The 25179-nt window shown below is 66.3% G+C and carries 13 protein-coding genes; 3 read left to right on the top strand and 10 right to left on the bottom strand.

Features of this window, described 5'->3' with window-relative positions:
* Nucleotides 1-77: 77 nt before the first annotated feature.
* From recD to QD172_RS14905, 5 genes are all read right to left on the bottom strand, one after another.
* Complete coding sequence (gene recD, locus QD172_RS14925) at nt 78-2237, bottom strand: exodeoxyribonuclease V subunit alpha (RefSeq protein WP_279856172.1); 2160 nt, start codon at nt 2235-2237, stop codon at nt 78-80.
* Nucleotides 2230-6558, bottom strand: coding sequence for an exodeoxyribonuclease V subunit beta (recB, locus tag QD172_RS14920; protein WP_279856171.1), 4329 nt, complete (start codon nt 6556-6558; stop codon nt 2230-2232). Before recB ends, recD begins: the two co-directional genes overlap by 8 nt.
* Entirely contained in the window at nt 6555-10631 is a 4077-nt protein-coding gene (locus tag QD172_RS14915; protein ID WP_279856169.1) for an exodeoxyribonuclease V subunit gamma, read from the bottom strand. The genes recB and QD172_RS14915 overlap by 4 nt, the downstream gene beginning before the upstream one ends.
* 210 nt (nt 10632-10841) lie before the next feature.
* Nucleotides 10842-12182, bottom strand: a complete 1341-nt coding sequence (locus tag QD172_RS14910; protein WP_077379177.1) for an MFS transporter — start codon at nt 12180-12182, stop codon at nt 10842-10844.
* Between the two features lie 522 nt (nt 12183-12704).
* Nucleotides 12705-13124: a DUF1499 domain-containing protein gene (locus QD172_RS14905; RefSeq protein WP_077379176.1), complete on the bottom strand. Its 420-nt coding sequence runs from the start codon at nt 13122-13124 to the stop codon at nt 12705-12707.
* A gap of 358 nt (nt 13125-13482) precedes the next feature.
* Between QD172_RS14905 and QD172_RS14900 the strand changes: the two genes are divergently transcribed.
* Together QD172_RS14900 and QD172_RS14895 are read left to right on the top strand one after the other, a co-directional pair.
* Nucleotides 13483-14880 (top strand): exonuclease SbcCD subunit D C-terminal domain-containing protein, encoded by a 1398-nt coding sequence (locus tag QD172_RS14900; protein ID WP_279856168.1) that lies wholly within the window; start codon nt 13483-13485, stop codon nt 14878-14880.
* Nucleotides 14877-18422: an AAA family ATPase gene (locus QD172_RS14895; RefSeq protein WP_279856167.1), complete on the top strand. Its 3546-nt coding sequence runs from the start codon at nt 14877-14879 to the stop codon at nt 18420-18422. The genes QD172_RS14900 and QD172_RS14895 overlap by 4 nt, the downstream gene beginning before the upstream one ends.
* A 66-nt stretch (nt 18423-18488) precedes the next feature.
* On the opposite strand, the gene QD172_RS14890 is transcribed toward QD172_RS14895, so the two are convergent.
* The 3 genes from QD172_RS14890 to QD172_RS14880 all read right to left on the bottom strand — a co-directional run bounded on the left by QD172_RS14890 (nt 18489) and on the right by QD172_RS14880 (nt 21758).
* Entirely contained in the window at nt 18489-19256 is a 768-nt protein-coding gene (locus QD172_RS14890) for an endonuclease V (protein WP_279856166.1), read from the bottom strand.
* A gap of 53 nt (nt 19257-19309) precedes the next feature.
* Nucleotides 19310-19882 carry a PRC-barrel domain-containing protein gene (locus tag QD172_RS14885; protein WP_279856165.1) on the bottom strand — a complete coding sequence of 191 codons (573 nt, stop codon included), beginning with the start codon at nt 19880-19882 and terminating at the stop codon, nt 19310-19312.
* A gap of 178 nt (nt 19883-20060) precedes the next feature.
* Entirely contained in the window at nt 20061-21758 is a 1698-nt protein-coding gene (locus QD172_RS14880; protein ID WP_065392493.1) for a DEAD/DEAH box helicase, read from the bottom strand.
* A gap of 577 nt (nt 21759-22335) precedes the next feature.
* Here QD172_RS14880 and QD172_RS14875 point away from each other — a divergent pair.
* Nucleotides 22336-22842 carry a YaiI/YqxD family protein gene (locus tag QD172_RS14875; RefSeq protein WP_077379167.1) on the top strand — a complete coding sequence of 169 codons (507 nt, stop codon included), beginning with the start codon at nt 22336-22338 and terminating at the stop codon, nt 22840-22842.
* A gap of 31 nt (nt 22843-22873) precedes the next feature.
* On the opposite strand, the gene QD172_RS14870 is transcribed toward QD172_RS14875, so the two are convergent.
* Entirely contained in the window at nt 22874-23884 is a 1011-nt protein-coding gene (locus QD172_RS14870; RefSeq protein WP_279856164.1) for a glutathione S-transferase family protein, read from the bottom strand.
* A 157-nt stretch (nt 23885-24041) separates the two neighbouring features.
* Entirely contained in the window at nt 24042-24929 is an 888-nt protein-coding gene (locus tag QD172_RS14865; RefSeq protein WP_279856163.1) for a LysR family transcriptional regulator, read from the bottom strand.
* Nucleotides 24930-25179: the final 250 nt, after the last annotated feature.

The following is a 25179-nucleotide window of genomic DNA, read 5'->3' as shown; positions in this document are numbered from 1 at the left end:
TGCTGACATCCGTCATGTCCCCTCCTCCTGTCGAGCGCAGCGGGGCCTGACCTGACGATCATCCGTCGGCGTCCGGTCTAGAGCACCAGCCCGCTGGCTCTCACCACGCGTCGTTCAATGGCGCCTTCCAGCGTCTCGCGGCGGGTGCCCGCCAGCGTGACCCGCGACTTGGCCCGCGTGATGCCGGTGTAGACCAGCTCACGAGTCAGAATCGGGTTGGCACCCTCAGGCAACACGAATACCACATGGCGGAACTCGGAACCCTGCGACTTGTGGACTGTCATCGCGAAGACCGTCTCCACCGCCTCGAGACGTGACGGCAATACCGCGCGCACGCCACGGTGGAAGCGCTGGATCTCGGTGTCCTGCCCATCACGCTCGGCGTCTGACGACACCTCCTCCTCGACCGGGAAGAACACGCGCAGGCGTCCCCCGGCGGCGGGGTCCGACAGGGTGATGCCGACATCGCCGTTGTAGAGCCCCAGCGCGCGATCATTGCGCGTCACCATCACCGGACGCCCGGCGTACCAGCCGCGTTCCTCGGCGATCAGCCCACGGCGCATCAGCACCCGCGCCACACGCTGGTTGAGGCCATCGACCCCATAGGGGCCACGGCGCAGCGCGCACAGCAGCTGAAACTCGAGCAGCAGATCGATCACCTCTCGTACCGGGCGCCGCTCACGCACGGCCTCCAGCGCCGGGCGATAGCCATTGACCACCAGCGTCTCCAGATCGCGGTCCTCCGGGCCGCTGAGCTTCAGCCAGGCAATATCGCTGTAGCCTGTCTTCCAGGCGGCGCGCAGCGCCTGACGGTCCCCGGCGTTGCTGGCACGTGCCAGGGCGCCGATGCCACTGTCGGCGGAGAAGCGATAACTCTTCTGCAGCACCACCACGTGATCGGCGAGTCGGCCGCGGTCTGCCGTGTCCTGCGTCTCCGAGACATCCGGCGTGGCGATGGCCTCATCCAGCGTTTCACCGGTCAGGCGGGCGAGGTCTGCACACAGCGCCGGTGAGTAACGCGGCGGCAGCGCATGCTCGCAGAGATCGCCCAGCACGGCGCCGGCTTCCACCGAGGCCAGCTGGTCCTTGTCGCCGAGCAGAATCAGGCGGGCGTGGGCGGGCAGCGCGCCGAGCAGCGCCGCCATCAGGTCGAGATCGACCATCGAGGCTTCATCCACCACCAGCAGGTCCAGCGCCAGCGGGTTGCCGGCGTGATGGCGGAAGTGGCGGGAATCCGGACGTGCGCCCAGCAGGCGGTGCACGGTGCTTGCCTCACGCGGGATGGCGGCGCGCACCGCGTCTGGCACCTCGAGCTTCGCCACCGCGCCACGGATCGACTCCGACAGCCGCGCCGCCGCCTTGCCGGTCGGGGCGACCAGTCGGATATCCAGCGCCCGCCGCTCATGCGGATGGCCTGTCTCATCGCTCCCGACACTGCCTACCACACCGCTCTCCACCTCCACACCGCCAGCTCCACCAGAGAGCGCCTGCGCCTGCAACAGTGCCAACAGGCGCGTGACGGTGGTGGTCTTGCCGGTACCGGGACCGCCGGAGATCACCGTCAGGCGCTGACGCAGCGCCAGAGCACAAGCCAGCTTCTGCCAGTCCGGCGCGCCATGGGGGTCCGGCTGATTGCTGGTGAACAGCTCACGCAGACGCTCGCCCAGCGCATCGCTGACCCGCGTCTCGCCCTCCTCGCTCGGCCCCATCCGCGCACGCAGCCCCGCCGCGACTTCACGCTCGGCCTGCCAGTAACGGCGCAGATAGAGGCGCTCGCCCACCAGCACCAGCGGGCGCAGCGGCAGATGGCCTGCCGGGGAATCGGCCTGCGCCAGCACGCTGACCAGCCGCGATTCCGCCAGCTGCTCGGCCCAGCGGCCGGCATCGAGATCCGCCAGGAAGGCTTCCGGCAAGGCCACGCTGACCTCGGCAAGATGCGCCTCGGACTGCTCCAGCGGTGGCAGCGACAGGGTCGCGCGTGGCTCGGCCAGCGCCCGCGACAGCGACAGGCACACATGCCCGCGCCCCAGCTGGTGGCTGGCAAGCGCAGCCGCCAGCAGCACTCTGGCCGGGGCCTCCGGCACATGACGCGCCATGAAGCGCACCAGATGGGCATCGACTCGCCTGAGCCAGCCCAGCTCCACCCACAGGCCGAGCGTCGCGAGCAGGGTCTCGGCAGTCGGGGCGTCAGGGGCAGCGCTGTGCTGCTGCGTTTCCAAAGGCGTGGCGTCAGACATCGAAGGCCCCCTGCTGGCCGCTTTGCGTTAGTGGCGTGGTGTCGGTGGTGTGAAGGAGCAGGCTGTCCAATGCGGAGCTGTCACCGCCCAGCCAGAGATCCAGCGCCTCGATCAGCGCCTGTGATGGCCGCCGCTGGAACACGCCGGGCGTCGCTGTCTCTTCAAAGGGCCTGCCGGGCGTCGCTGTCTCTTCAAAGGGCTGGCCGGGGGTCGCCACGCCGGGCGTCGCTGTCTCTTCAAAGGGCCGGCCGGGCGTCGCCGTGGCTTCATCCACCGCAAGCGCGGGTGAATCACCGCCGGCATCCAGGCCGCGCAGGAAGACATACAGCACCCCGCCCATGCAGCGCTCGTAATCGTAGTCCTCGCCGAGGCGCGCCTTGAGCAGGCGATGCAGCGCGAGGGTGTAGAGCACGTACTGCAGGTCGTAGCGGTGCTCGACCATGGCGCGGGCCAGTGACTCGCCAAGATAATCCTCGGGGCGCTCGCCCAGATAGTTGGATTTCCAGTCCAGCACGTACCAGCGGCCGCCGGACTGGAAGGTAAGATCGATGAAGCCCTTGAGCATGCCGTGCATGCGGCGTGGCGCGAGCCTGGGCCGCGAGCGCGGCAACGGTTCCAGCGCGGTGACCACGGCGTCCAGCGGCAGACTGCGCGCGTGCACGGCCGGCAGCCAGAATTCCAGCTCCGGCTGCCAGGCCTCGAGTCGATTGAGCAGGATAGGCTCGCCCTCGAAGCCCTGCAGCGGACGGGTCAGTGCCTGCTCCAGCCAGTCGGTGAGGCGTGGCTGCCAGCTGGCATCGAAGCCACCGAAATGCAGCCGCGAGCCCACCAGCCGCTCAAGCTCGCCGCGATAGTCCTCCGCACCGAGACGATCGAGATCCACCGCCTCCAGCAGGCCGTGCAGGAAGGTCCCCGGACGCGGCCCACGCGGGAAATCATGCAGGTGGATCTCGCCCACCGTCATCGGCAGGCCGCCAGCCAGCAGCGGGCCTGACTGGCCCGCCACCTCGCGGTCCGGGCGGGTCAGGCCCTGCTCGCCTTCTTCCAGCGCGATCTCGGTGGCGCCTTCGGGCACGCGGTCATCCTCGGCATCGCCGGTGTCTTCCAGCGCCGCCGTCACCTGACGGGCATCCGTGAGCAAGGCGGTGTAGGAGGCGATCCACCAGTCATCCTCGATGCCGCCGGCGAAGTGACGCGCGCCGTGGAAGTGCTGATCGCGCTCCGCCGGTGGCTGATAGTCATGACCGGGCAACTCCGGCAGACCGGACACGCGAGCGAGTCCGGCCGACTGCTGTTCACACCAGCGGCGCAAGGCAGCCTCGATGGCGCTGGCCTCGATCTCCTCGTTGTCACTCATGCCGAGCAGATAACCGATGGCGGTGACGGGCAGGCTGAGCTGCTTGCTGAAGCCGCCCTTGCCGATGGGCGCCAGCCCCAGCCAGCAGGCGAACTTGGGCCGTGTCAGCGCCACGTAGAGCAGACGCACGTCTTCCATCAGACGTGCATGGTCGGCCGCCGCGATGGCCTCCTTGGAGGGCTTCTTGACCAGGATGCTATCATCCAGCGCGTCATCCTCCTGATCGACTCTCCGAGCAGGCACTTCCTCGTTATCGTCTTCCTCGTCATCGCTTCCCTCTTCAGCCGTGGCCAGCCAGCGCTGCTTGAGGGTCAGCAGGCCGAAATTCCTGTCCGGCTCGGCGGCGCGGAAGCTGGCCATGAACGGCAACAGCACGATGGGATACTCAAGCCCCTTGGACTTGTGGATGGTGACGACGCGCACCAGCCCCTCATCACTTTCCAGTCGCTGACTGAGGCTGTCGCTGTCCAGCGCTTCATGGCCGGATTCCAGTGCCTGATGCCACCAGCGCAGCAGCGCCTGTTCGCCATCGAGCCGCTGGGCGGCATTCTGGGCCAGCTCCCCCAGGTGCAGCACATCCGTCAGGGCACGCTCCCCCCCGGCGCGGGTCGCCAGCCGCTCACCGACCCGGAAGTCACGCATCACGCCGCGCAGCATCGGCAGCACACCGCGCCGCTGCCAGTCGCGGTGGTAGCCATCGAAGCGCTCGACTTCACGCTCCCAGGCCAGTTCATCCACCGCAAGGCGCTCAACCAGCGAGAGGTCATCCGCCAGCAGGCGTGTCGCCAGCGCGGCGCGCAGACGACGGTCATCCCGCGGATGGGCGACAGCCTCGAACAGCTGCAGCAGCTCGAAGGCCTCCGGCGTGTCGAACACCGAGCTCTTCTCGCTCAGATAGACACTGCGGATACCGCCTTCGGCAAGCGCCCCACGCACCGCTGCGGCCTCGCGCCCGTTGCGTACCAGCACGGCGATATCGCTGGCGGCCACGCCCCGCACCGTCGAATCTCCCGCGTCCATGAACACCAGTCCCGGCTCGCCCGCCGCCAGGCGTTGTTGGCCCTCGAGCAGTGTCTGGATCTGGGTGCGGCAGGCGCGACTCATGGCGCGGCGATGCGCATCGGCGCTCAGGCGCTCACCGTTGGCCCACCACAGATTCAGTGCACAGGCGGCCTCTTCGCGGCCATCCGGATGCCGCAGCACCAGCCGGGTGCGCGTGCCCTGGGCCTCGACCGGCTGGAAGGGAATGTCCTCACTGCCGAAGGGCGCGGGATGCTGGGCGAACAGCGCATTCACCGCCGCCACCATCGCGGCGCTGGAGCGGAAGTTGCGCGGCAGGGTGAAGCGCGAGGGGGTGACCTGGCGCGCCGCCAGATAGGTGTCGATATCGGCGCCGCGGAAGGCGTAGATGGCCTGCTTGGGGTCACCGATCATCAACAGCGTGCTGGGTGCCTCGTCAGCCTCGTCACTGTCAGCAACGTCAACGTGCTGCTCATCGAGCGGCCCATCGCGCGGGCCATCGCCCGCCGTCTGTGGATAGATGCGCCGGAAGATGCGGTACTGGACCGGGTCGGTATCCTGGAATTCGTCGATCATCGCCACCGGCAGTTCCTGACGGATCTGACGCGCCAGACGCTGGCTGGCCTCGCCATTGAGCGAAGGGTCCAGCGCGTGGTCGAGGTCATTGAGCAGGTCCGAGAATTCCCAGAGTCCCAGACGGCGCTTCTCGCAGATCAGGGCGCGGGCGACGCTGTCACGCGCGTGCACGGCGACCTGATCCAGCAGCACGGCGTCCGGTGCCGGCACCTCGGCCAGCAGGTCCAGCGCCGCGAAGAAGGGGTGACGCGGCGTCTGGCAGTTCTTCCTGGTGCCCTTCTCGAGCTTGGCCTGACTCAGCCAGCACAGCTTCTTGCTGTCGAGCATGTCGGCGGCGAAATCGTGCTCGCCGCTGGCCAGCCAGGCGGCCGTCGCCGCCAGGCGAGGCTCGAGTTCGGCCTCCTTGTAGCTGTTGCCGTTGAGCGCCTTGCTGGCGAAGGCTTCGCCCATCACGTCGCGGATGGCCGGCTCATCGAAGCTTTCCTCGACGGCGCGCCGGGCGGCCTGTTGCTGCTGACGCCACTGTTCGGCATTGCCGAGCAGCTCGCTCAGGTCTTGCGGGGCCTCAAGACATTCACCGTCGCGATACAGCGGGCGTGGCGTGCCGTCACGCAACAGGCCGCGCAGCTCCTCTCCCAGTGCTTCCGGGCCGGCCCAGCGCCCACGGATCAAGGCCTGCCACTCGCGGGCCAACGGGTAGAATTCGCAGCGCCAGTAATCCTCGACGCAACGTGTCAGCAGCGACTGACCATCCTGCAGCAGCTCGGCGCCGAAGCGTCCGCCGGCATCGAAGGCATGCCGACTGAGCATGCGCTGACAGAAGCCGTGGATGGTGAAGATGGCGGCGTCATCCATCAGGCGCGCGGCCTGATCGAGGCGCCGCGCCGCCGCGGCCTTGAGGCGCGATGCGTCCTCGGCAGGTGAGGATGTCAGCAGCGGCGCGAGCAATTCAGCCAGGATCGGATCAGGACTGGCACGCCCCAGCAGCGCCTCACGCGCCTGCTTGAGGCGCGCGCGAATGCGGTCACGCAGCTCGGCGGTGGCGGCTTCGGTGAAGGTCACCACCAGAATCTCCGGCGGCGTCAGCGGACGCGGATAGCTCACGCTGGCCGCCTGCCCGGGCAAGGGCCCGAGCACCAGCCGCACGTAGAGCGCGGCGAGGGTGAAGGTCTTGCCGGTGCCGGCACTCGCCTCGATCAGATGCTGACCGAGCAGGGGCAGCGTCGGAATATCGAGGGCCTGGCCCTGCACGCCTTGATTCATCTCGTCACTCATTGCCGCTTCCTTGTCCTGAGCGATGCCACTCCTCACGCCGCTCCCCACGCCACTCTCCACACCGCTCATGCCTTCCACTCTGGTATCGCTCATGACTGCCCCTTCCCGGTGGCAAGCTCCACCGCGCGCTCGCCGAGAATGCCCTGACGCACGCCGATCATGCTCTCGATCAACGGCTGATAGAGCTGCACGCTGTTGAGCACGCCGCCCGCACGGGCGAAGGCATCGAACTCCGGCCACAGCTCGCCCAGCGCGCCTTCCTGTCGCCTGAGTGCCTGGGGGCCCTTGAAGATGTCTTCCGTGAAGCGGGTTTCCATGGCGCGCGACAGGCTGTCGGCAAGCCAGGGCTTGTAGATGGCGGCCAGCGCCGTCTCAAGGGTTGGCGTGCCGTCAGCGGCCTGCGCCTTGAGTGCGCCGAACAAGGCACTGCGATCCTCCTCGCCCACTACCTCCCAGAGCGTGGTCGCCAATTCCAGCGCGGCGGCCAGCGGCGCCTGCCAGCCCTGGGCATACGCCTTGACGAGATGGCGCAGCGCAGCTTCGGCCTGCTCGATGCGCAGCGCGGGGAACAGCAGCCAGCGGTCCTCGAACACCGCCAGCCACTGATAGCCTTCACGGCGCGTGCCCTGATCACCCGCCACCTCCCCGAGGCCGGGGCGCGCGTTGGCCATCAGCCAGTCGAGATAGCCGGCCAGCAGACGATGCGGCTTGCCGAGCTTCTTGTAGCGGCCCTCCTTGCCAGGCTTGAGGGTGCCGAAGTGGGTCGCCTCCAGCGTGGCCAGCAGGCGGCTCTCGCCCTCGGCGTCATCGCGCAGTTGCCGACGGCTGATCAGACGCGTGGTGAGCGTCACCCGCAAGGGCTTGCCGTCCTCATCCTGCATGATCAGCGGTACCTCGAGGGTGCGCGGCGGCAGCGAGGTGGCATCGCTGAGCTGGTCGCGCCAGCTGGCCAGCTGCTGATCGAGACGCTTGAGGCGCGGTTCAATCAGCGCATCGGCAAAGCCCAGCGCCGGCAGGCGCCCGGCTCGGCGCAGACGTTCGGCGGCCAGCGGCAAGGATTGTCCGGTGAGCGCGGCGTCCAGCAGCTCGCGGGTCAGGGTGAAGTTCTCCAGCCCGTCGGGGGCGAAGGGTTCGTTGTCTTCATCCGGCACCTCGGCATCGCGGAAGCGCACGCCGACGCGGTCCAGCCCCAGCTGCCAGGGACGACGCAGGAAGCGCGCCAGCGAGTCCGCGCCGAGACGCAGATGGGACTCCGGCGCCTGCTCCACCAGCTGCTTCAAGGCGGCGGCCCCCGCCGCGCTCGCCTTGCTGGCCTCGCTCGGGTTCACCGGGGATGCCTCTGAGGTTGGAGCCTGATCCGCCGCGCGATACAGGCTCGACCAGCTGGCGTCATAGCTGAACAGATCGACGGCCGCTGCCTGGGAGGCATGGAAATAACGCCGCGAGAACGGCTGCAGCGGGTGCTCGGTGATCAGGCGCTCGCGCAGCGCCGCCTCCCGCGAACACTTGGCGGAGTGCGGCTGCTCGGGCTCCCAGCCCAGCTCGATGTAATCAAGCAATTCCCCGACCAGTACCGAGGGCGGCCGTTCGCCGTTGTCGCGCTGGTCACGCCCGACCCACGAGATCGACAGGCGATCCCGCGCCGCCAGCAGCGCCTCCAGGAACAGGTAGCGATCATCGTCACGCCGTGAGCGGTCTCCCGGTTGGGGGCGGCTGGCCATCAGATCGAAATCCTGCGGCATGCGCACGCGCGGGTAGTCACCATCGTTCATGCCCAGCAGGTGCACTTCGCGGAAGGGAATCGCACGCATCGGCATCAGGGTGGCGAAGTTGACCCGCCCGGCAAGGAAGCGCTGGGCGAGACCGCCGCTGTCCAGCTCGCCGCGCAGCGCCTCGCGTACCACCTTGAGCGACAGGCAGCCCTCGAAACCGGCCTGCTGCCAGCCCTTGTCGAGGCGCGAGAGCGCCGCCTGCAGACGCGCCAGAATGTCGAATTCCTCGGCACTGTCCGGGCTGAGGCTCTCCTCCCACAATCGCTGCAGCGTAGTCGCCCAGTCCGCTGGCGTACGCGAGGTGTCCAGCCAGCGGCGCCAGCGATCCAGGCTCTCGATCAGCTCGCCGACCTTGCCTGCCAGTTCGGCCTCGAGACCGGCCACTTCATCGAAGGGCACCACGCCATCGAAGCTCAGGCCATTCATGTCGACAAGGCCGTCCATCAGATCGTCCATCAGGTCGTCCATCAGGTCGGCGCTCTGCTCACCTTGTACTGGGGAGCCGGCCGCCGGACCGCCGGCCGCCGGGGCACCGGCCGCCGGGGCCCCGGTGGCGTAGCCCAGCAGCATGCGCTCGAGCCCGAAGCGCCAGCTGTTCTCGTCGAGGGGCATGAAGCCGAGCTGCTCACGGTGCTCACCGGAGAGCCCCCAGCGCACGCCGCTGTCGGCCAGCCAGCGCCGTAGGCGCTCAAGTTCGCCCTCCTCGATGGCGAAACGACGCCGGAAGGCGGCGACATCCAGCGCATCCAGCACCTCGCTGACGCCGAGGCGGCGCTCCGGCAGCTCCAGCAGCATCAAGACCAGTCCGAGCAGCGGATTGGCCTGACTGGCCACCCGGTCGGCGATGGTGAAGGGAATATGGCGCGGATTGCCCGGCGGCAGCTGACCGAAGACCGCCTCGATATAGGGGGCATATCGGTCGATGTCCGGCACCATCACCAGGATGTCGCGCGGCCGCAGCGGTTCGCCCCCACCCTGCCTGGCCGCCTCGTGGGCACGCTCGAAGGCCGCCAGCAGGCGGTCATGCAGAATCTCGACTTCGCGCAGCGCCGAGTGGGCGCTGACCAGACTGATGGAATCATCTTGCGCCTCCAGCCTGCGAGGACTTCCCTCGGCCAGGGCGCGCTCGCCGGGATGCACCAGCTCGAGAATCTCGTCCTGGATCTGATGCAGCAGCGGTGCCTGCTCGGGCGGCGTATCCTCGCTGATGCGCGGCACGAAGACGTCCAGTTCGAGATCGAAACCGCTGTCGCGCCCGGACAGCGCGCTCTCGAATTCATACAGATTGACGATGAAGTCACGCCCCTGGGCTCCCAGCCCGGCCAGCAGCGGATTGGCCTTGAGGTGCAGCTCCTCCTCCGCCAGCCCGGTCAGCGCCGGTGCCTCGGGGTGACGGGCACGCTGTCGCGCGACGCGCTCGCTGTCCATGCGCAGACTGTCGGCTCTCATACTGCGCCGCACGGCTTCGCGGTCGGAGACGATATCGCCCCAGTAATGACGGCAGGGATTGGTGATCATCAGGTAGATGTCCATCACCCCGGACAGCGCATGCAGCGCATCCAGCGTCTGCCCAGGCAGTGCCGAGATGCCGAACACGAACAGGCGTGGCGGCAACGGGTGGCGGCGTGATGAGGGCAGTGATTCCAGCGCGCGCGCGGCCGCGACGAAGCGACCATGCAGAGCGGCACGGTGATGTTGTCGGCTGCTGGGCGGCGCATCCGCCAGTACCGCGCGCCACAGGGCCGGCTGCCATTTCTGGCTGGCGGGCAGGTTGTCCGGCAGCAGATTGGCGGGCAGCTCGCCTGCGGCCTGCTGACGCGCGAAGGCATCGCGGAAGTTGTCATCCTCCAGCCCGCTCTCCCAGCTGCGCACCCACTCGGGGCGATAGTTGAGGTACTGATCGAAGAGATCCGCCAGCTGGCAGGCCAGCTGCCACTGCTGACGCTCTGCCTCCGGCCCCTCGGGCAGTGCAGGCAGGGCACCCTCATCGACTGCCTCGATCAGCTGGCCACGCTCATCGCGACACAGGTAATCCCTGAGCGGCGCATAGCATTCCGCCTGGGATTCATCGGCCAGCAGGCCCGGCAAAAGGCGCAGCAGACGCCAGGCAAGCGGGCCCTTGTCGAAGGGTGACAGCTCCGGAATCTCGTCGCCCAGCACGCCACCCAGGACCCCGCGATAGGCACGCCACACGAAGCTTGAGGGCAGTGGAAAATCGACCGAGGCAGCGATGCCATCGGCCTCGGCCAATGACAACCTCAGCCACTGGGCCATGCCGTTGGACTGGACGAGAAAGGTTTCCGGCACCAGCGGAGGCTGGGGAGCGGCCTTGATCACCTTGAGCGCCAGATCGCGCAGATCCTCGAGGTGATTGGCGTGAAGAACGGTAAACATGCGGGCATCCTGCTGGCAAAGCCCCCGAGCCCTCATGGCCGAGGCGAGACGAGTCGAGAGCGAGGCGTGACGAGTGCCTCCATCCTAGCGTCGCCTCGGCGCTGGCCCAAACGAAAACGCGCACCACCCCGGAGGGTGATGCGCGTTTTCAGACAGATGAATGCCTGACTGGTCGGGAACAGGCGCCCTGGCGCCGAGTCAGTGCTCTGCTCAGCGCGTGATTTCCATCAGCTCGCGGCCGCGCGGACTGAGCGCCAGCCACAGACCCAGCACCACGCCCATCAGCGACAGCGCCGCCACGTACCAGGTGGGCGACAGCGGCGAGACGGTCATCATCAGCGAGACCAGAATCGGCGTGAAACCACCGAAGATGGCGTAGGCGACATTGTAGGAGAACGACAGCCCGGTGAAGCGCACTGCCGGCGGGAAGCCGCGGATCGCGATGCTCGGCACCGCGCCGACGATGCCGACGCTGAAGCCGGTCAGGCAGTAGAGCGGCACCAGCAGGCTGGGGTCCGAGTGCATGGTGGCCAGGAAGATCCAGTAGGTGATGCCCAGCAGAGCGCTCCACAGCACCAGGGTCACCCCGGCACCGATACGATCGACCATGTAACCGGACACGATGCAGCCGATGCACACCGCCACGATCGCCAGACTGTTGGCGGAGAAGGCGGCGGCACGAGTCAGCCCCTCGAGCTCCGCGATCAGGCTCGGCGTCATCAGGATCACGACCACGATGGCGGCGGTCAGCACCCAGGTGACGGCCATCGCCACGGCAATCGCCGGACGCTGTTCACGCAGGATCATCTTCAAGGGCAGCTCGGCGGCCAGCGCCTTCTTCTGCTGCATCTCGGCGAAGACCGGGGTCTCGTGCAACCAGCGACGCAGGTAGACCGAGAACAGCCCGAACACGCCACCGATGATGAACGGAATCCGCCAGGCGAAATCACTCACCTCTTCCGGGGTATAGACACTGTTGATGGCACTGGCCATCAGCGAGCCGAGCAGGATGCCGCCCACCAGCCCCATCGACAGGGTGCCGCAGGCCAGACCATTGTGACGCGGTGCGACGTGTTCGCTGACGAACACCCAGGCCCCCGGCACCTCACCGCCGACTGCCGCACCCTGGAAGATGCGCAGGATGATCAGCAGCAGCGGCGCCCACATGCCGATGACGGCATAGGTCGGCAGCATGCCCATCAGCAGGGTCGGCAACGACATCATGAAGATGGACAGCGTGAACATCTTCTTGCGACCCAGCGTATCGCCGAAGTGGGCCATGATGATGCCGCCCAGCGGGCGCGCCAGATAACCGGCGGCGAAGATGCCGAAGGTCTGCACCTGGCGCAGCCACTCGGGAATGTCGGGCGGGAAGAACAGCTGACCGACGACGGTGGCGAAGAACACGAAGATGACGAAGTCATAGAACTCGAGGGCGCCGCCGAGTGCGGACAGGCCAAGTACCTTGATGTCACCACGCTTGAGCGAATTTTCGTTGGGCAAATCGTGGGCAGCGGTGGCTGAGCCCGCTGCGGGGACGGAATCGTTCATGGATCTCTGTGTTAGCGGGGGCTGGTGTCCAGCGATGGTCAAGAGTGATTCACGCGTCGCGCATCTTGTTGTCGTGTCGTCTTTCAGCACAAGCCTCGCAGACGCCACTTACAGGCGTTCTAGCGAGCGCAATGGCGGAAAGCACCGGGGTTGCCCCGGGCGTGGCGATGGTGCGGAATCCTGCCAGCGTACGCTGCATCACTGTATTGCGAAAAACACAATATTGCTCGATGCAGTCATGCGTCTCATGTAACGCACCCAGAGTAGCAAACACGCCCGTGGCTGGGTAGCGCCCGCTCACGGATTACGGGCGGTTTCTGCAGAGAGGGGCACGAAATGTCGCAAGCGCGCGAAGAGACATGAAAGCCCGGCCAGGCAGATCAGGCACGATAGACGCAGACGAAACACCCCGGCGCCTGAACAGGCAGACCGGGGTGATGGGAAGTCGTCGGGAGGCACACAGGTGCATTGGCGAGGTGAAAGTGGCGCATCGACGTGAGCGATGCCCTTCTCGGGGCAGCTTCAGCTGCAGTAACCCCAGCCTTCGAGGCGATGACGGATATCCTCGACCCGCTGACGATTCTTGCCGAGGTCGGAATGTCCCATGCGTGACACGCTGCGTACATGACAGACGCCTTCCTGTTCATTGCAGACGATTTCCACGTCATCGACGAAGCCCAGCAGGGGCGTGTGGAATTCCGCATGCAGATAACCGTCATCCGTACTGATGATTTCCGCATGCCCCATGGATTCGATGATGCTGTGCATCTTCTCCATCGCGCTCAGGCAACAGTCCGTCGGCATCGGGAGCGGCGCTACGTAATGCTTGCTGTCGGAGGCCTGGGAGCTGACCCCGTTGGGGGTACTCGGGGCTGGTGCCAGCAGCCCATCATGCAGGCCGAGGTTATCGGGGCGAGGTGAGGCAAAAAGACCGTGGCGCATTGCGATTCCTTCCTGTCATCTCTGGGCATCGGCAACGGCTTCCCATGTTGCCGGCCTGATTGTTGTTCATTGGTCGTCCATCGATTCCTGCCTTTCTGAAGCCACCCTGACGCTGCCATCGCCGGGGCTTGTCGAATTTCGACACAGGCCTCGACTTTCAGCGTAGCGACTTTTGTCGATTTTGCCCGTGAACGGGATTGATCCAGATCAACTGCCTGAAAATGCGCTCCAGATGCACGACACATGATGCCCTCCCCTTCGCCCGACCAGACGCAATCCGTACACTGAGCACATCCAGACTCGGACGTCAGCTCGACCGGGTTCGTGATTCTTCTTCTGACACCGCAAGGAACGCATAGTGAGCTTCCGCTTTCTGCATACCTCGGACTGGCATCTCGGCCAGAGCTTCCATGGCCAGAGTCGCCATGTCGAACATGCCGCCTTTCTCGACTGGCTGCTGGCACGGCTCAAGTGTCTGACCCCGGACGCCCTGCTGATCGCCGGTGATCTGTTCGATGTGGTCAATCCGAGCCTCGCCGCCCAGGAGCTGCTCTACGACTTCATCGTGCGCGCCCACGAGCAGGACGCGGCGCTCGAGATCGTGATGATCGCCGGCAATCATGACTCCGGCTCACGCATCGAGCTGCCCGCCGCCCTGCTGGCCCGCCTCAAGACCCATGCGCTGGGCCGTGTGCGCTGGGTCGATGATTCTGCCGACGGAGGGGATGCCCACCATCTCGACTGTCAGCATCTGCTGGTGCCGTTGCATGATCGTGACGGCAAGCGCCGCGCCCTGTGTCTGGCGGTGCCCTTTCTGCGCCCGGCCGAGGTCACCGGCCTGGGAGCTGGCGAGGATGAGTCGCAGGACGTGAACAAGCCTGAGCGCACCCGCAGCGAGGCCTATCGCGCGGGAGTGGCCCGTGTGCACGAGCAGCTGGTCAGCGCGGCGCGTGCCGCCCGCCAGCCCGGCGAGGCGCTGATCGCCATGGGCCACGCGCACATGCGAGACGGCGAGGTCTCCGAGAACAGCGAGCGTCCGATCCTGATGGGAGGCGAAGAGGCGCTCTCGACCAGCCTGTTCCCCGACGACATCGCCTATGTGGCGCTCGGCCATCTGCATCGTCCGCAACGCGTGGGCGGCCAGGAGCGTATCCGCTATTGCGGCACGCCGCTGGCGATGGACTTCTCCGAGGTCGATTACGGTCACCGCGTGCTGGAGATCACTCTCGAAGACGAGACACTCGTGGGCGTCGAGGAGCATCGCGTGCCCTGCCATGTCGCGCTCACGCGCATCGGACCGGCACCGCTGACCGAGATCACCGCCCAGCTCACGGCGCTGGTCGCCGAGGCAGACCGTGAACTCGAGCCGGCACGCTGGCCGTGGCTTGAGGTGAGCGTGCAGCTGGAGGCGCCCGTCATCGACCTGCGCGCGCGCATCGAGGCACTGCTGGAAGACGCGCCGCTGCGGCTGATCAAGCTGGTCACCCGCTATCCGGCGCCCAGCGCCGAGAATCGCGCGCCCAAGGGCGTGAAGCTCGATGAACTGGGGCCGATGGGGCTGTTCGAGCGCCACTATCGCGCCACCTATGACAGCGAGCCGGCCCCGTCACTGATCGAGGATTTCGCCCAGCTGCTCGAGGAGGTCGAGATCGCGCGTGAGGCACGCCTGGCAGGGGAACCGAGCAAGGCCACCAAGCCCGGTCGCCAGGCCGACAAGACAGCCTCGGCAGACAAGGCCAAGGGAGGTCAGGCATGAAGATCCTCGCCCTGCGCCTCGACAACCTGGCCTCACTGGCCGGCGCGCATGAAGTCGACTTCGAGAAGGCGCCGCTGTCCGATGCGGGCCTGTTCGCCATCACCGGACCCACCGGGGCCGGCAAGAGCACGCTGCTCGATGCCCTGTGTCTGGCGCTCTACGGCACCACGCCACGCCTGCGCCAGACCCCGAGCGGCGGTCAGCTGGAGGATGTCGGCGAGCATCAGCTGACCCTCAAGGACCCGCGCAGCCTGCTCCGGCGCGGCTGCGGCGAAGGCAAGGCCGAGGTGGACTTCATCGGCCGCGATGGCCTGCGCTATCGCGCCGGCTGGACGGTCAGCCGCGCGCGCGGCAAGCCCGGCGGGCGCCTGCAGAACGCCAAGCAACATCTCCAGCTGCTGCCCACGGCCGATGACACCCAGTCAGCTCAGATCCTCAATACCACCAGCAATGACGCCAAGGCGTTGATCATCGACAGACTGGGACTGAACTTCGAGCAGTTCACCCGCGCCGTGCTGCTGGCCCAGAGCGAGTTCAGCGCCTTCCTGCGCGCCAACGACAACGAGCGCTCGGAGCTGCTGGAGAAACTGACCGACACCGGCCACTACTCCGATATCTCGATCGCCGCCCACGAGCGTGAGCGCAGCGCCCGCGAGGCCGTCAACGAGCTCGAACGCCATCTGGATGGCCAGCTGCCGGCAAGCCCGGACGAGCGCCAGGCACTCGAGGATGAGGTCCGTCTACGCCAGACGGCCATGACCCGCCTCAGCGAACAGCATGATGCGCTGACGGCCTATCACCAGTGGACCACCACGGCGGGCGAGCTCGAACAGGCCCTGGGTCAGGCGCAGCTTGAACAGAAGGAGGCTCACGCCGCCAGTGCTGCGCTATCCCGTCAGCGCGAGCAACTCAGCGCCCTGGAAGCCCTCGCACCGATTCGCCCTGCTCTGCTGCGCCTCAAGGCGATCTCGCCGCAGCATGCCCAGCTGACCACGCAGCTCACCCGAGTACAGCAACAGCTCGGCACTCTGTCACCACTCACCGAGCAGGCCCGGGCCGACAAGCAGGCCGCCGATGAACGCATGCAGCGCTGCGAGACCTGGCGTGGCGAGCAACTGCCCAAGCTGGAAGAGGCCCGTCAGGTGGCCTCGCGTCTGGCGCAACAGCGCGAGACACATGTCAGCCAGCAGAATGAACAGCAACGCCTGCGCGACACGCTCGGCCACCATCAGCAGGAGCTGGAGACACAGGATCGACAGCGCCAGCAGCTGGATCATCAACTCCAGCAACTGCAGGCGACGCTGGTCGACGAGTCCGGTCAGCCGCTGAGCGATGCCGAAGACCATCGGGACCAGCTGCAACGTCAGCGCGATGCATTGCTGCAGCTGAAACCTGTGCTCAGCGAGCAGATCAATGGCCTGGCCCGCCGTGATGAGGTCCAGCAGCGCCTTGTCGAGCTGGAGCAGCTGCTGCCTCGGCAGCAACAGGCGTTGCGCGAGGTGGCTGCCCGGCAGGCCCAGGCATTGCAGGCCCGTGATCAGGCGCGCCACGAGGAAGACGCCGAGCGCCGCCAGCAGGAGCAGGAGCGTCTGGCACGCAGCGACAACGTGATGGCGCTGCGCCGCGGGCTGGTCCATGGCGAGGAATGTCCGGTATGTGGCAGCCATGAGCACCCCGCCGCCGACCAGGCCGCGCCGGCCGAGGCGCTGATCGCTCAGCTGGAACAGCAGGCCCGCGAGCGCCTTGAACAGCGCCGACAGGCCACGGCCACCGCGCAGCACGCCATGGAGGCGGCCAGTCACGAGCACGCACGTCTCGAGCAGCAGCTCGGCTACCTGCAGCAGGAACAGGCGCAGCTGCATACGGAACGACAACGTCTGCAGCAGCAGGCGCAGACCTGTCAGTCGAACCTGACCGACATTCTGGCTCGGCATTCGCTGTCAGAGCAGCCGCTGCTTGAGTCCCTGCCCCAGCTGCCTGCCGCACGAGCACTGGAACTGATCGAGCAGCGCCTTGGCGAACTGGACGCCCGTCAGAACACGCTGGTGACGACGCTGCGTCAGCTGATGCCGCTACGTGAGCAACGCCAGGCACTGGCGACACGCCACGCCACGCTGACGACGCAATGCCAGCATGGCGAAGCGCAGCTTCAGCAGTGTGAGGCACGCATCGCGGCGCTGGCGAGCGAGATCGAGCAGCTGAGCGGCACGCTTGCCCAGCAGCTGAGCGCAGACCCCAGGCGACAGCATGCCAGCGTGAGCGACTGGTCCGACTGGGTCGAATCGCTGACCACCCGCATGCGCAATGAGCAGGAGGATGCGCGTCAGGCGCTGCAAGAGCTGAGCGACCAGCAACAGCAGCTGACGCAGCAGCAGGCCAACCTGCAGCAACGCCAGACGGAGCTGCAAGAGGAGCAGCGCGCGCTCGACAGTGAACGCGCGCATTGGCAGGCCGAGAACCCTGGCCTGGATGACGCGCGGATCGAGGAGTTGTTGGCCGTCGAGGATCACGACCTGCAGGCACTGCGCCAGCAACTGCGTAGCGCCCACGAGCGAGTCGCACGCGCGGATGCCCTGTGTGAGGAGCGCAATGCGCGTCAGCTCAAACACTGGCAGGCCGCTCGGACCTCCGACTGGCAGGCAGCACTCGAACAGCTGGCAGCGCCCGCCGAGGACACGACTGGAGACGATACGCAGGCAGACGGTACCGCGGGAGACGGTGCATCAGGAGCTGAAGAGCTCGGCGTCATTCGCGGCCAGGCCAAGCAGGCATTGGCGGTGCATGCTGGTCTGCAGGCCCGCTTGCAGGAGGCCCCGGAAGAAGGAGCCGCTGGCACACTGACGGATGCGCCGCCAGGGCCCGAGGACGACACCCGCGAGCTTGGCGAGGCGCTGGCCAGTCTGATCACGACACTCAAGGCACCGCTCGATGCCGTGCGCGAGGCCCATCAGACGGCACAGGCGGCGATACTCAATGATGATCAGCGCCGCAGTGGCAGCGCCGCGCTTGCCGAGCGTCTCGCAGCCGCGCGTGCCGAACATCAGCGCTGGGGGGCGCTGTCGGAGCTGATCGGCAGCGCCAGCGGCGCCAGGTTCCGCACCATCGCCCAGGCCTTCAATCTCGAACGCCTGATCGAGCATGCCAATCTGCACCTGACCAATCTGGCACGTCGCTATCGTCTGGCACGCGGCGCCAGCCCGCTGGGACTGGTGGTGGTGGATACCGAGATGGGTGATGAACTGCGCAGCGTTCACTCGCTGTCCGGTGGCGAGACCTTCCTTGTCTCGCTGGCACTGGCGCTGGGCCTGGCGGGCATGGCTTCCGGCGAGCTGCGCATCGAATCGCTGTTCATCGATGAGGGCTTTGGCAGTCTCGACCCGGATTCGCTGGCGCTGGCGATGGAGGCATTGGATGGCCTGCAGGCCAGCGGCCGTCGCGTCGGGGTCATCTCGCATGTGGCCGAGATGCATGAACGTATTCCGGTGCGTATCGCGGTGCGCCCCTCGGGCAACGGTCAGAGCCGTCTGGAGATCGAAGGCTAAGCGTCGCCAGGCCTCGCAAAGACAGATAACGCAGAGACAGATAACGCGAAGACAGGTAATGCGAAGCTAGGCATCACGGAGCCGCTTGAGACGCCGGCTGGCGAGTTGATCCGCCAGTCGGGTCGGCTCGGGCAGCTTGGTCTTGTCCAGACAGTGCAGGGTCATCGAAAGCGCCGTGTCCAGATTCATGCGCTGGCCCGGCGAGACGAACACCGGCTTGACCTTCGCGCGTGAGCGCAGCACGGCGCCCAGCTGGCTGCGCTGTTCGCGTCTGGGCAGCGCGGTGTCCTCGATGATGCCGAGCTCGGCATCCGCCTCGCGTACGCGATCCGTCAACGCGACCCAGTCACCACGCGCATCGCCCGGCTCGCCATGCTTGCCGCACAGACGCTTCTTGGCCACGCCGAAGGACGGCAGGTCACACCACAGGCCAAGATGCGCCGCCACACCCAGGCGGCGCGGATGGGCGATGCCGTGACCGTCCACCATCAGGCATTCGGGCGGCCGCTCGAGTGCCTCAATGGCGGCGATGGCAGCGGGCAGCTCCCGAAATGACAGCAGGCCCGGAATGTAGGGCATGCGGGTCGGCTGACGGATCAGCTGCTGCTCGAGGGGTTCCAGCGTCGCCAGATCCAGCGTCACCACCGCCGCACGTGTCACCTCGCCTGCATCCTCGAAGCCGATATCGACCCCCGTGATGGTCGCCGGCCAGGCCTCGGGACTTGCTCCCCAGGGCGGCATCAGCGTCAGTCGCGTCGCCATTTCGCGTTGCTTGGCGACGGCGTCGGCAGGGTCGAGATTCCAATCGTGCAGTGCTGTCGTCCACTCACTCATGCACTTACTCATGCATTCCCTCACGGCGGTTGCGGGTCTCTCCCTCTCAGATGCTATCGATCGCCCTCACCTTCAAGTTGCTTGCCCAGTGAACGCAGCACCTCCGCCGCCTGGTTGCGGAAGCTGTCCAGCCCGTTGCCGACCTCCCCCATGCCGCGTTCCAGCTGACGCGAGAGCCGATTGGAAAGCGGTTGATCCGCGCGTGCCGCCAGCTGCTCCGGCGTCATGTCGAGCACCAGGCGGTAGCGGATGTCGCCGGGGGCCGTGGCGGCGAGCGGATCACTGACGGCTTCACGAGTGAAGCGCGTGAAGTCGATGCTGGCCGCCTTGTCACCGCCTTGCGGGCGGATCAACAGACGATGGATCTGGCCACGCGTATCACTGAGCACATCCTCGACCCGACCCAGCACCTCGCCCTGCGGCGTGACCACCGGTGACAGCCGCAGGGCCTCCAGCGAGACCAGCGGGACGCGAATCTCCGGCGTGGCGCTGCTGGCGGGCATGCCGGACTCGGCGTGGGCCGCGCTGAGCGACAACCAGGGTGTCGCCAGCAGAGCGCACAGTATCAGCTGGCGGGCGGACGCGGCCTTCAGGCCACGGCGCAGGGCATCGAGTGAAGAGATCATGTGGGCATCCTCGGGAAATGATGGACGGTGGACGCTCCACCGCTATGCCAGAACAGGATACCAGCCCCTGTGGCGCCTTTCGTCCAGGCACAAAAAAACCGGCACCTCGTGAGAGGTACCGGTCTTTTCAGAAGCTGTGGCCAGCACTGTGTTCAGCGCCGGCCAGACTCAGGCCTGATCAGGCGCGACGACGGTCGTCGTTGCCACCTTCACGGCGCTGCGGACGAGCGCCCGCACCGTCTTCTGCCAGTTCCAGCGGACGGCCAGCGACGCGAGCACGCGCCATCTTGGACACGATGCTGGTCGGCAGACCGCTCGGCAGCTCCACGACACTGTGCGTGTTGCGGATGTCGATGCGACCGATGCGCGAACCTTCGATGCCACCTTCGTTGGCGAGAGCGCCAACCAGCTGACCCGGCTTGACGCCGTCACGATGGCCGACGGCCACACGGTAGAGCTTCATGCCTTCACGTGCGACCGGCGCAGAGCTGCGACGCTCACCACGTTCCGGACGCTCGCCGCGCTCAGGACGCTCGTTGCGACGCGCACCCGGCTTCGGCAGGGACTGGATCGGCGTCTCTTCGGCGCGAGCCATCTTGACGAAGACCGCGGCCAGCTCGACCGGATCATGACCTTCCTCGATCAGGCTCTGCACCAGGGCGCGGTGGCCATTGGAGCTGCTGCCCAGGGCTTCGACGACGCGAGCACGGAAGGCCGCGTCACGGTGAGCACGGATCTCTTCTTCGCTCGGCAGCTGGCGTTCGGTGATGCGCTGGCCCAGGGCCTGCTCCATCCAGCGAACCTTGCGCATCTCGCGACCGCTGACGAAGGTGATGGCGCGACCTTCACGACCGGCACGACCGGTACGGCCAGTACGGTGGACGAAGGATTCGCTGTCACCCGGCAGGTCGTAGTTGAAGACGTGGGTGATACGCGCCACGTCCAGACCACGAGCGGCGACGTCGGTCGCGACCAGCACGTCGACCTTGCCACGCTTCAGACGCGTCACGGTACGCTCACGCAGGGACTGGTCCAGATCACCGGACAGTGCCGCAGCGGAGATACCGCGAGCCATCAGCTGCTCGACGACGGTGGTACAGGCGGCACGAGTCCGCACGAAGACGATGGCGGCATCGACGGTCTCGACTTCCAGCAGGCGAGACAGCGCTTCCAGCTTGGCGCCGCCTTCGACACGCACCATCATCTGCTCGATGGTGGAAGCGGTCTTGGATTCGGACTTGATGGCCACCTTGATCGGATCAACCAGGTAGCGGTTGACGATACGCTCGATCTCGGTCGGAAGCGTCGCGGAGAAGAACACGCGCTGTGCTTCCTTCGGGGTATCGGCGACGACGCGCTTGACGTCATCGATGAAGCCCATGCGCAGCATCTCGTCGGCTTCGTCCAGCACCAGGGCGGACAGGCCGTCGAGCTTCAGGCTCTTGCGATCCAGGTGGTCGATGACACGACCCGGAGTCCCGACGACGATCTGGGCGCCGCTCTTCAGGCTGCGCATCTGCTCGCGGTAGTCCTGACCACCACAAAGGGTGGCAACTTCCAGGCCACGCATGAACTGGCCGTAACGAGTGAAGTTGACAGCGACCTGCTGAGCCAGCTCACGGGTCGGAGCCAGCACGAGAACCTGCGGCTCGCGGCGGTCGAGGTCCAGACGGGTCAGCAGCGGCAGAGCGAAGGCCGCAGTCTTGCCGGTACCGGTCTGGGCCTGACCGATCATGTCACGGCCATCGAGCAGGCTCGGGATGGTCTGGGCCTGGATGGGGGACGGTGTTTCGTAGCCCAGCTTCTCGAGAGAGGTCAGGACGGCAGGCAGCAGGGCAAGATCGCTGAAGCGATCGACGACGGAAGTCGTGGTCATGTATATCTCACACCTAAATGGCTACAAGTGAAGCTTGTAGCTGAAGAATGGGTCGGCTTGAACCGACACGAAGCGTAAGGGCTCCGTCTGGCGATGCCGTCAGGCACGAGGCGCTGGCATCATCAGAAAAAACGTACGAGTGCTTGGACGTCTTGGCATGGACGGGCCCGGGTTGCTCTGATGGCAGACGCATTTCCGCTATCAGGCACAACGCTGCGGCGACCGTACAGCAACCAGAGGCTCTCCACTTGAGAGTCTCGGGGCGCTCCATCATGCACACTGTGGACTGGGACGGGTCTTGCGTCTCGGCGGCCGGACATCGAAGGATCGAGGGGTCACGGAGGGCTCGGGGCAAGCTACGCCACTCGGTCCGGGAGGCGCGAAATTACCGTCTGAAGGCCTGTCAAGAAAGGCGATCACCGGCTTCGGCTACTCAGGATGGTGGGTCACTACATGCGAGGAGCTGGCATTCTAGCAGTCCCTCGCGCATTCTGCATCCTTTCTTTTGACCTTGGTCGCAGGCCAGGCGTCTACCGGCGCAGGCCACACTCGCCAATTCCCTCTGACAGGAGACGGCATGACTGACGTGCAAGACCCCACCACCCCCTCACCCGCCGAGCCCATCACCACGCTGTGGGTCGATGCTGACGCCTGCCCGCGCGCGGCGCGCGACATTCTGGTCCGCGCCGCGGAGCGGACCGCGACCCCCACCTGGTTCGTGGCCAATCATCAGGTGCCGCTGCCACGCTCGGTGCATGTCAAGGCGCTGTCCGTCCCTGCCGGTGCCGATGCGGCGGACCAGTTGATCGTCGAGCGCGCCCGGCCCGGCGACATGGTGATCACGTCCGACCTGCCGCTGGCGCTGGAGGCGATCGAGAAAGGCGCCCTGGTGATGACGAGCCGCGGCGAGACACTGGATGCCAACAACATCCGCGCCAAGGTTCAGATGCGCGATTTCATGGAGAGCATGCGTTCCAGCGGCGAACACACCGGCGGCCCCTCCGCCTATGGCCAGCGCGAGCAGCGCGACTTCGGCAATGCGCTGGACCGCTGGCTGGCCAAGGCCAGACGAACCAGGCCGTGAGGCCGAACGCCTCGTCCCGGCAGCGATGGCTTCAGTGGTGGCGGCGAATGCCCTGCCCTGTCAGGCGCTCACGATCATGCGGTGCCTCGAGATCCAGCGTCGGGCCGAGGGGCACGATACCGGTCGGATTCACCGCCAGCTGACTGCCGTAATAGTGGGTCTTGATCTGCGCGAGATCGCAGGTCTCGGCGACGCCCGGCCACTGGTACAGCTCGCGCAGGTAATTCGAGAGATTGGGATAGTCACTGATGCGGCGCTGATTGCACTTGAAGTGGCCGTGATAGACGACATCGAAGCGCAGCAGCGTGGTGAAGAGGCGGATGTCCGCTTCGGTCAACCACTCACCGACCAGATAGCGCGAGTCGGCCAGACGGCGTTCCAGTGAATCCAGGCAGGCGAACAGCGCGGTGAAGTGACGCTCATAGGCCTGCTGGCGGGTGGCAAAACCGGTCTTGTAGACGCCATTGTTGACCTTGTCGTAGATCTCGGCATTGAGAGCGTCGATCTCGCCGCGCAGGTCTTCGGGAGAGAAGTCCAGGTCATTGCCGGTCAGCGGATCGAAGGCGTCGTTGAAGATGCGCACCAGGTCAGCGGATTCGTTGTTGACGATGCGCCCCGCCTTGCGATCCCACAGCGCCGGTACGGTAACACGGCCGGTGTAGTGCGGGTCGGTCATGGTGTAGAGCTGATGGTGGTAGCGCACGCCGTTGATCGGATCGCCACTGGAGCCCTCTTCCTCGAGATAGCTCCAGCCATGTTCCAGCATGTAGGGGCTGGTGAAGGACATGCCCACGACCGACGTCAGTCCCTTGAGAGAGCGCATCACCAGCGCACGGTGGGCCCACGGACAGGCCAGCGAGACATAGAGATGGTAGCGCCCGACTTCGGCGGGCACGGCAGACTGGCCGTCAGGGCCCTGCTCGGCCGTACCGGGGGGTACGACCCAGTCACGCAGGCTGGCACTCTCGCGCTTGAATTCCCCGCCATTGCTGTCGGTATCGTAACCACGGTTCTGCCAGGTGCCATCGACCAGTAAGCCCATGAGGAAATGTCCTGTCATGCAAGGTGAGGATAGCCATTCAAGGGATCGCAGAGGAGCCATGGTCCCCGCACGCAACGAATGACGCCTCTCCGACAGGTGGTAGCGCCCAGAAGCTTTTCCAATCCCCAGCCGCTTTCTCATGTGGCTCAGGAGTGCTTCACCCCCCTTGAACGCTGTGATGCAGCTGCTCGACCATCGCACGCACGCCAGGGCCGGCGCTGTCGGCATCAGGCAGGTAGAGATGAATGTCGATCTCACGCTCGCCGCCGTTGAGCAAGGGCAAGGGCACGAGTGTCCCCTGGGTCAGCGCCTGCGAGATTCGCGAACGCGGCAGCCAGGCAAAGCCCAGGCCACGCTCGGCGAGATCGACGGACGTCGCCAGATGACTCACCGTCCAGCGCTTTTCTGCCTTCAGCCAGCCGGCATCCATGCCTGTCGAGCGACTGCTGTCGCGCACCACCAGCTGCCGATGCTGTTCGAGGTCACGCAGATCCAGCGGCCGTCCCAGCGCATGCAGGGGATGCCTTGGCGCCGCTACCGCCACGAAGGTTTCCCGCACCAGCAGGCTACCAAGCTGCCCTTCCTGTGGCAGCGCGCTGACCAGCAGATCGACCTGGCCGGCATCCCAGAGCTCACTGCCACCCGTCAGGGTGGTTTCGTGCAGCTGTATCCGTACCTGGGGATAGGCCGCGGAGAACCCCTCCAGCGCACGGGCCAGCAGGTCCGAGGGAAACAGCTGGTCCACGGCCAGGCTTATCTCGCTCTCCATGCCTTGTGACAGCGCCTGGGCCACATCCTCCAGCGCGCTGGCACTCTCGATCAACTGGCGTGCGCGACGCAGGAGCATCTCGCCGGCCTCGGTCAGGCGCACGTTGCGCCCCACCGGCTCCAGCAACGGCACTCCCAGCAACGCCTCCAGGCGATGCACCGCATGATTGAGCGTGGAGGGGCTCTTGTGCACGGCCTCGGCGGCTCGGGCAAAACTGCCATGATCGACCACGGCGGCCAGCATCTGCCATTGGGCCAGAGTCACTCGAGACGACATCGGACATTCTCCACTGATTTCTTGTTGCCACGCGGGCGCACGAAAGGCGAGACAGGGCGGCACGAGCGACGCCACCCTGCTTGTCCCTCTGGACAATCTTCGCCCCCTTCAGAGATCTCATGTTGCGACGCCAGAGCATCATGTGCCAACACGTTCGCCACTCTGCGTCACAATCCTCTGACAACAGGACGCTATCCTCGTGATGTACGCACTGACTTGCAGAATATTTCGACGAAGTTACAAAATTTAA

This window comes from Cobetia sp. 10Alg 146, assembly GCF_029846385.1.
Lineage (GTDB): Bacteria > Pseudomonadota > Gammaproteobacteria > Pseudomonadales > Halomonadaceae > Cobetia > Cobetia marina.
Note: the sequence above shows the minus strand (reverse complement) of the source record. Positions and strands in the feature narration are given on the sequence as shown.

Coding starts and splice junctions, on each gene's coding strand:
- QD172_RS14870 (WP_279856164.1), bottom strand. CDS start 23,884: ATGGGCTTACTGGTCGATGGCACCTGGCAGAACCGTGGTTACGATACC.
- QD172_RS14880 (WP_065392493.1), bottom strand. CDS start 21,758: ATGACCACGACTTCCGTCGTCGATCGCTTCAGCGATCTTGCCCTGCTG.
- QD172_RS14910 (WP_077379177.1), bottom strand. CDS start 12,182: ATGAACGATTCCGTCCCCGCAGCGGGCTCAGCCACCGCTGCCCACGAT.
- QD172_RS14905 (WP_077379176.1), bottom strand. CDS start 13,124: ATGCGCCACGGTCTTTTTGCCTCACCTCGCCCCGATAACCTCGGCCTG.
- QD172_RS14895 (WP_279856167.1), top strand. CDS start 14,877: ATGAAGATCCTCGCCCTGCGCCTCGACAACCTGGCCTCACTGGCCGGC.
- recB (WP_279856171.1), bottom strand. CDS start 6,558: ATGAGCGATACCAGAGTGGAAGGCATGAGCGGTGTGGAGAGTGGCGTG.
- QD172_RS14890 (WP_279856166.1), bottom strand. CDS start 19,256: ATGAGTGAGTGGACGACAGCACTGCACGATTGGAATCTCGACCCTGCC.
- QD172_RS14875 (WP_077379167.1), top strand. CDS start 22,336: ATGACTGACGTGCAAGACCCCACCACCCCCTCACCCGCCGAGCCCATC.
- QD172_RS14915 (WP_279856169.1), bottom strand. CDS start 10,631: ATGTTTACCGTTCTTCACGCCAATCACCTCGAGGATCTGCGCGATCTG.
- QD172_RS14885 (WP_279856165.1), bottom strand. CDS start 19,882: ATGATCTCTTCACTCGATGCCCTGCGCCGTGGCCTGAAGGCCGCGTCC.
- recD (WP_279856172.1), bottom strand. CDS start 2,237: ATGTCTGACGCCACGCCTTTGGAAACGCAGCAGCACAGCGCTGCCCCT.
- QD172_RS14865 (WP_279856163.1), bottom strand. CDS start 24,929: ATGTCGTCTCGAGTGACTCTGGCCCAATGGCAGATGCTGGCCGCCGTG.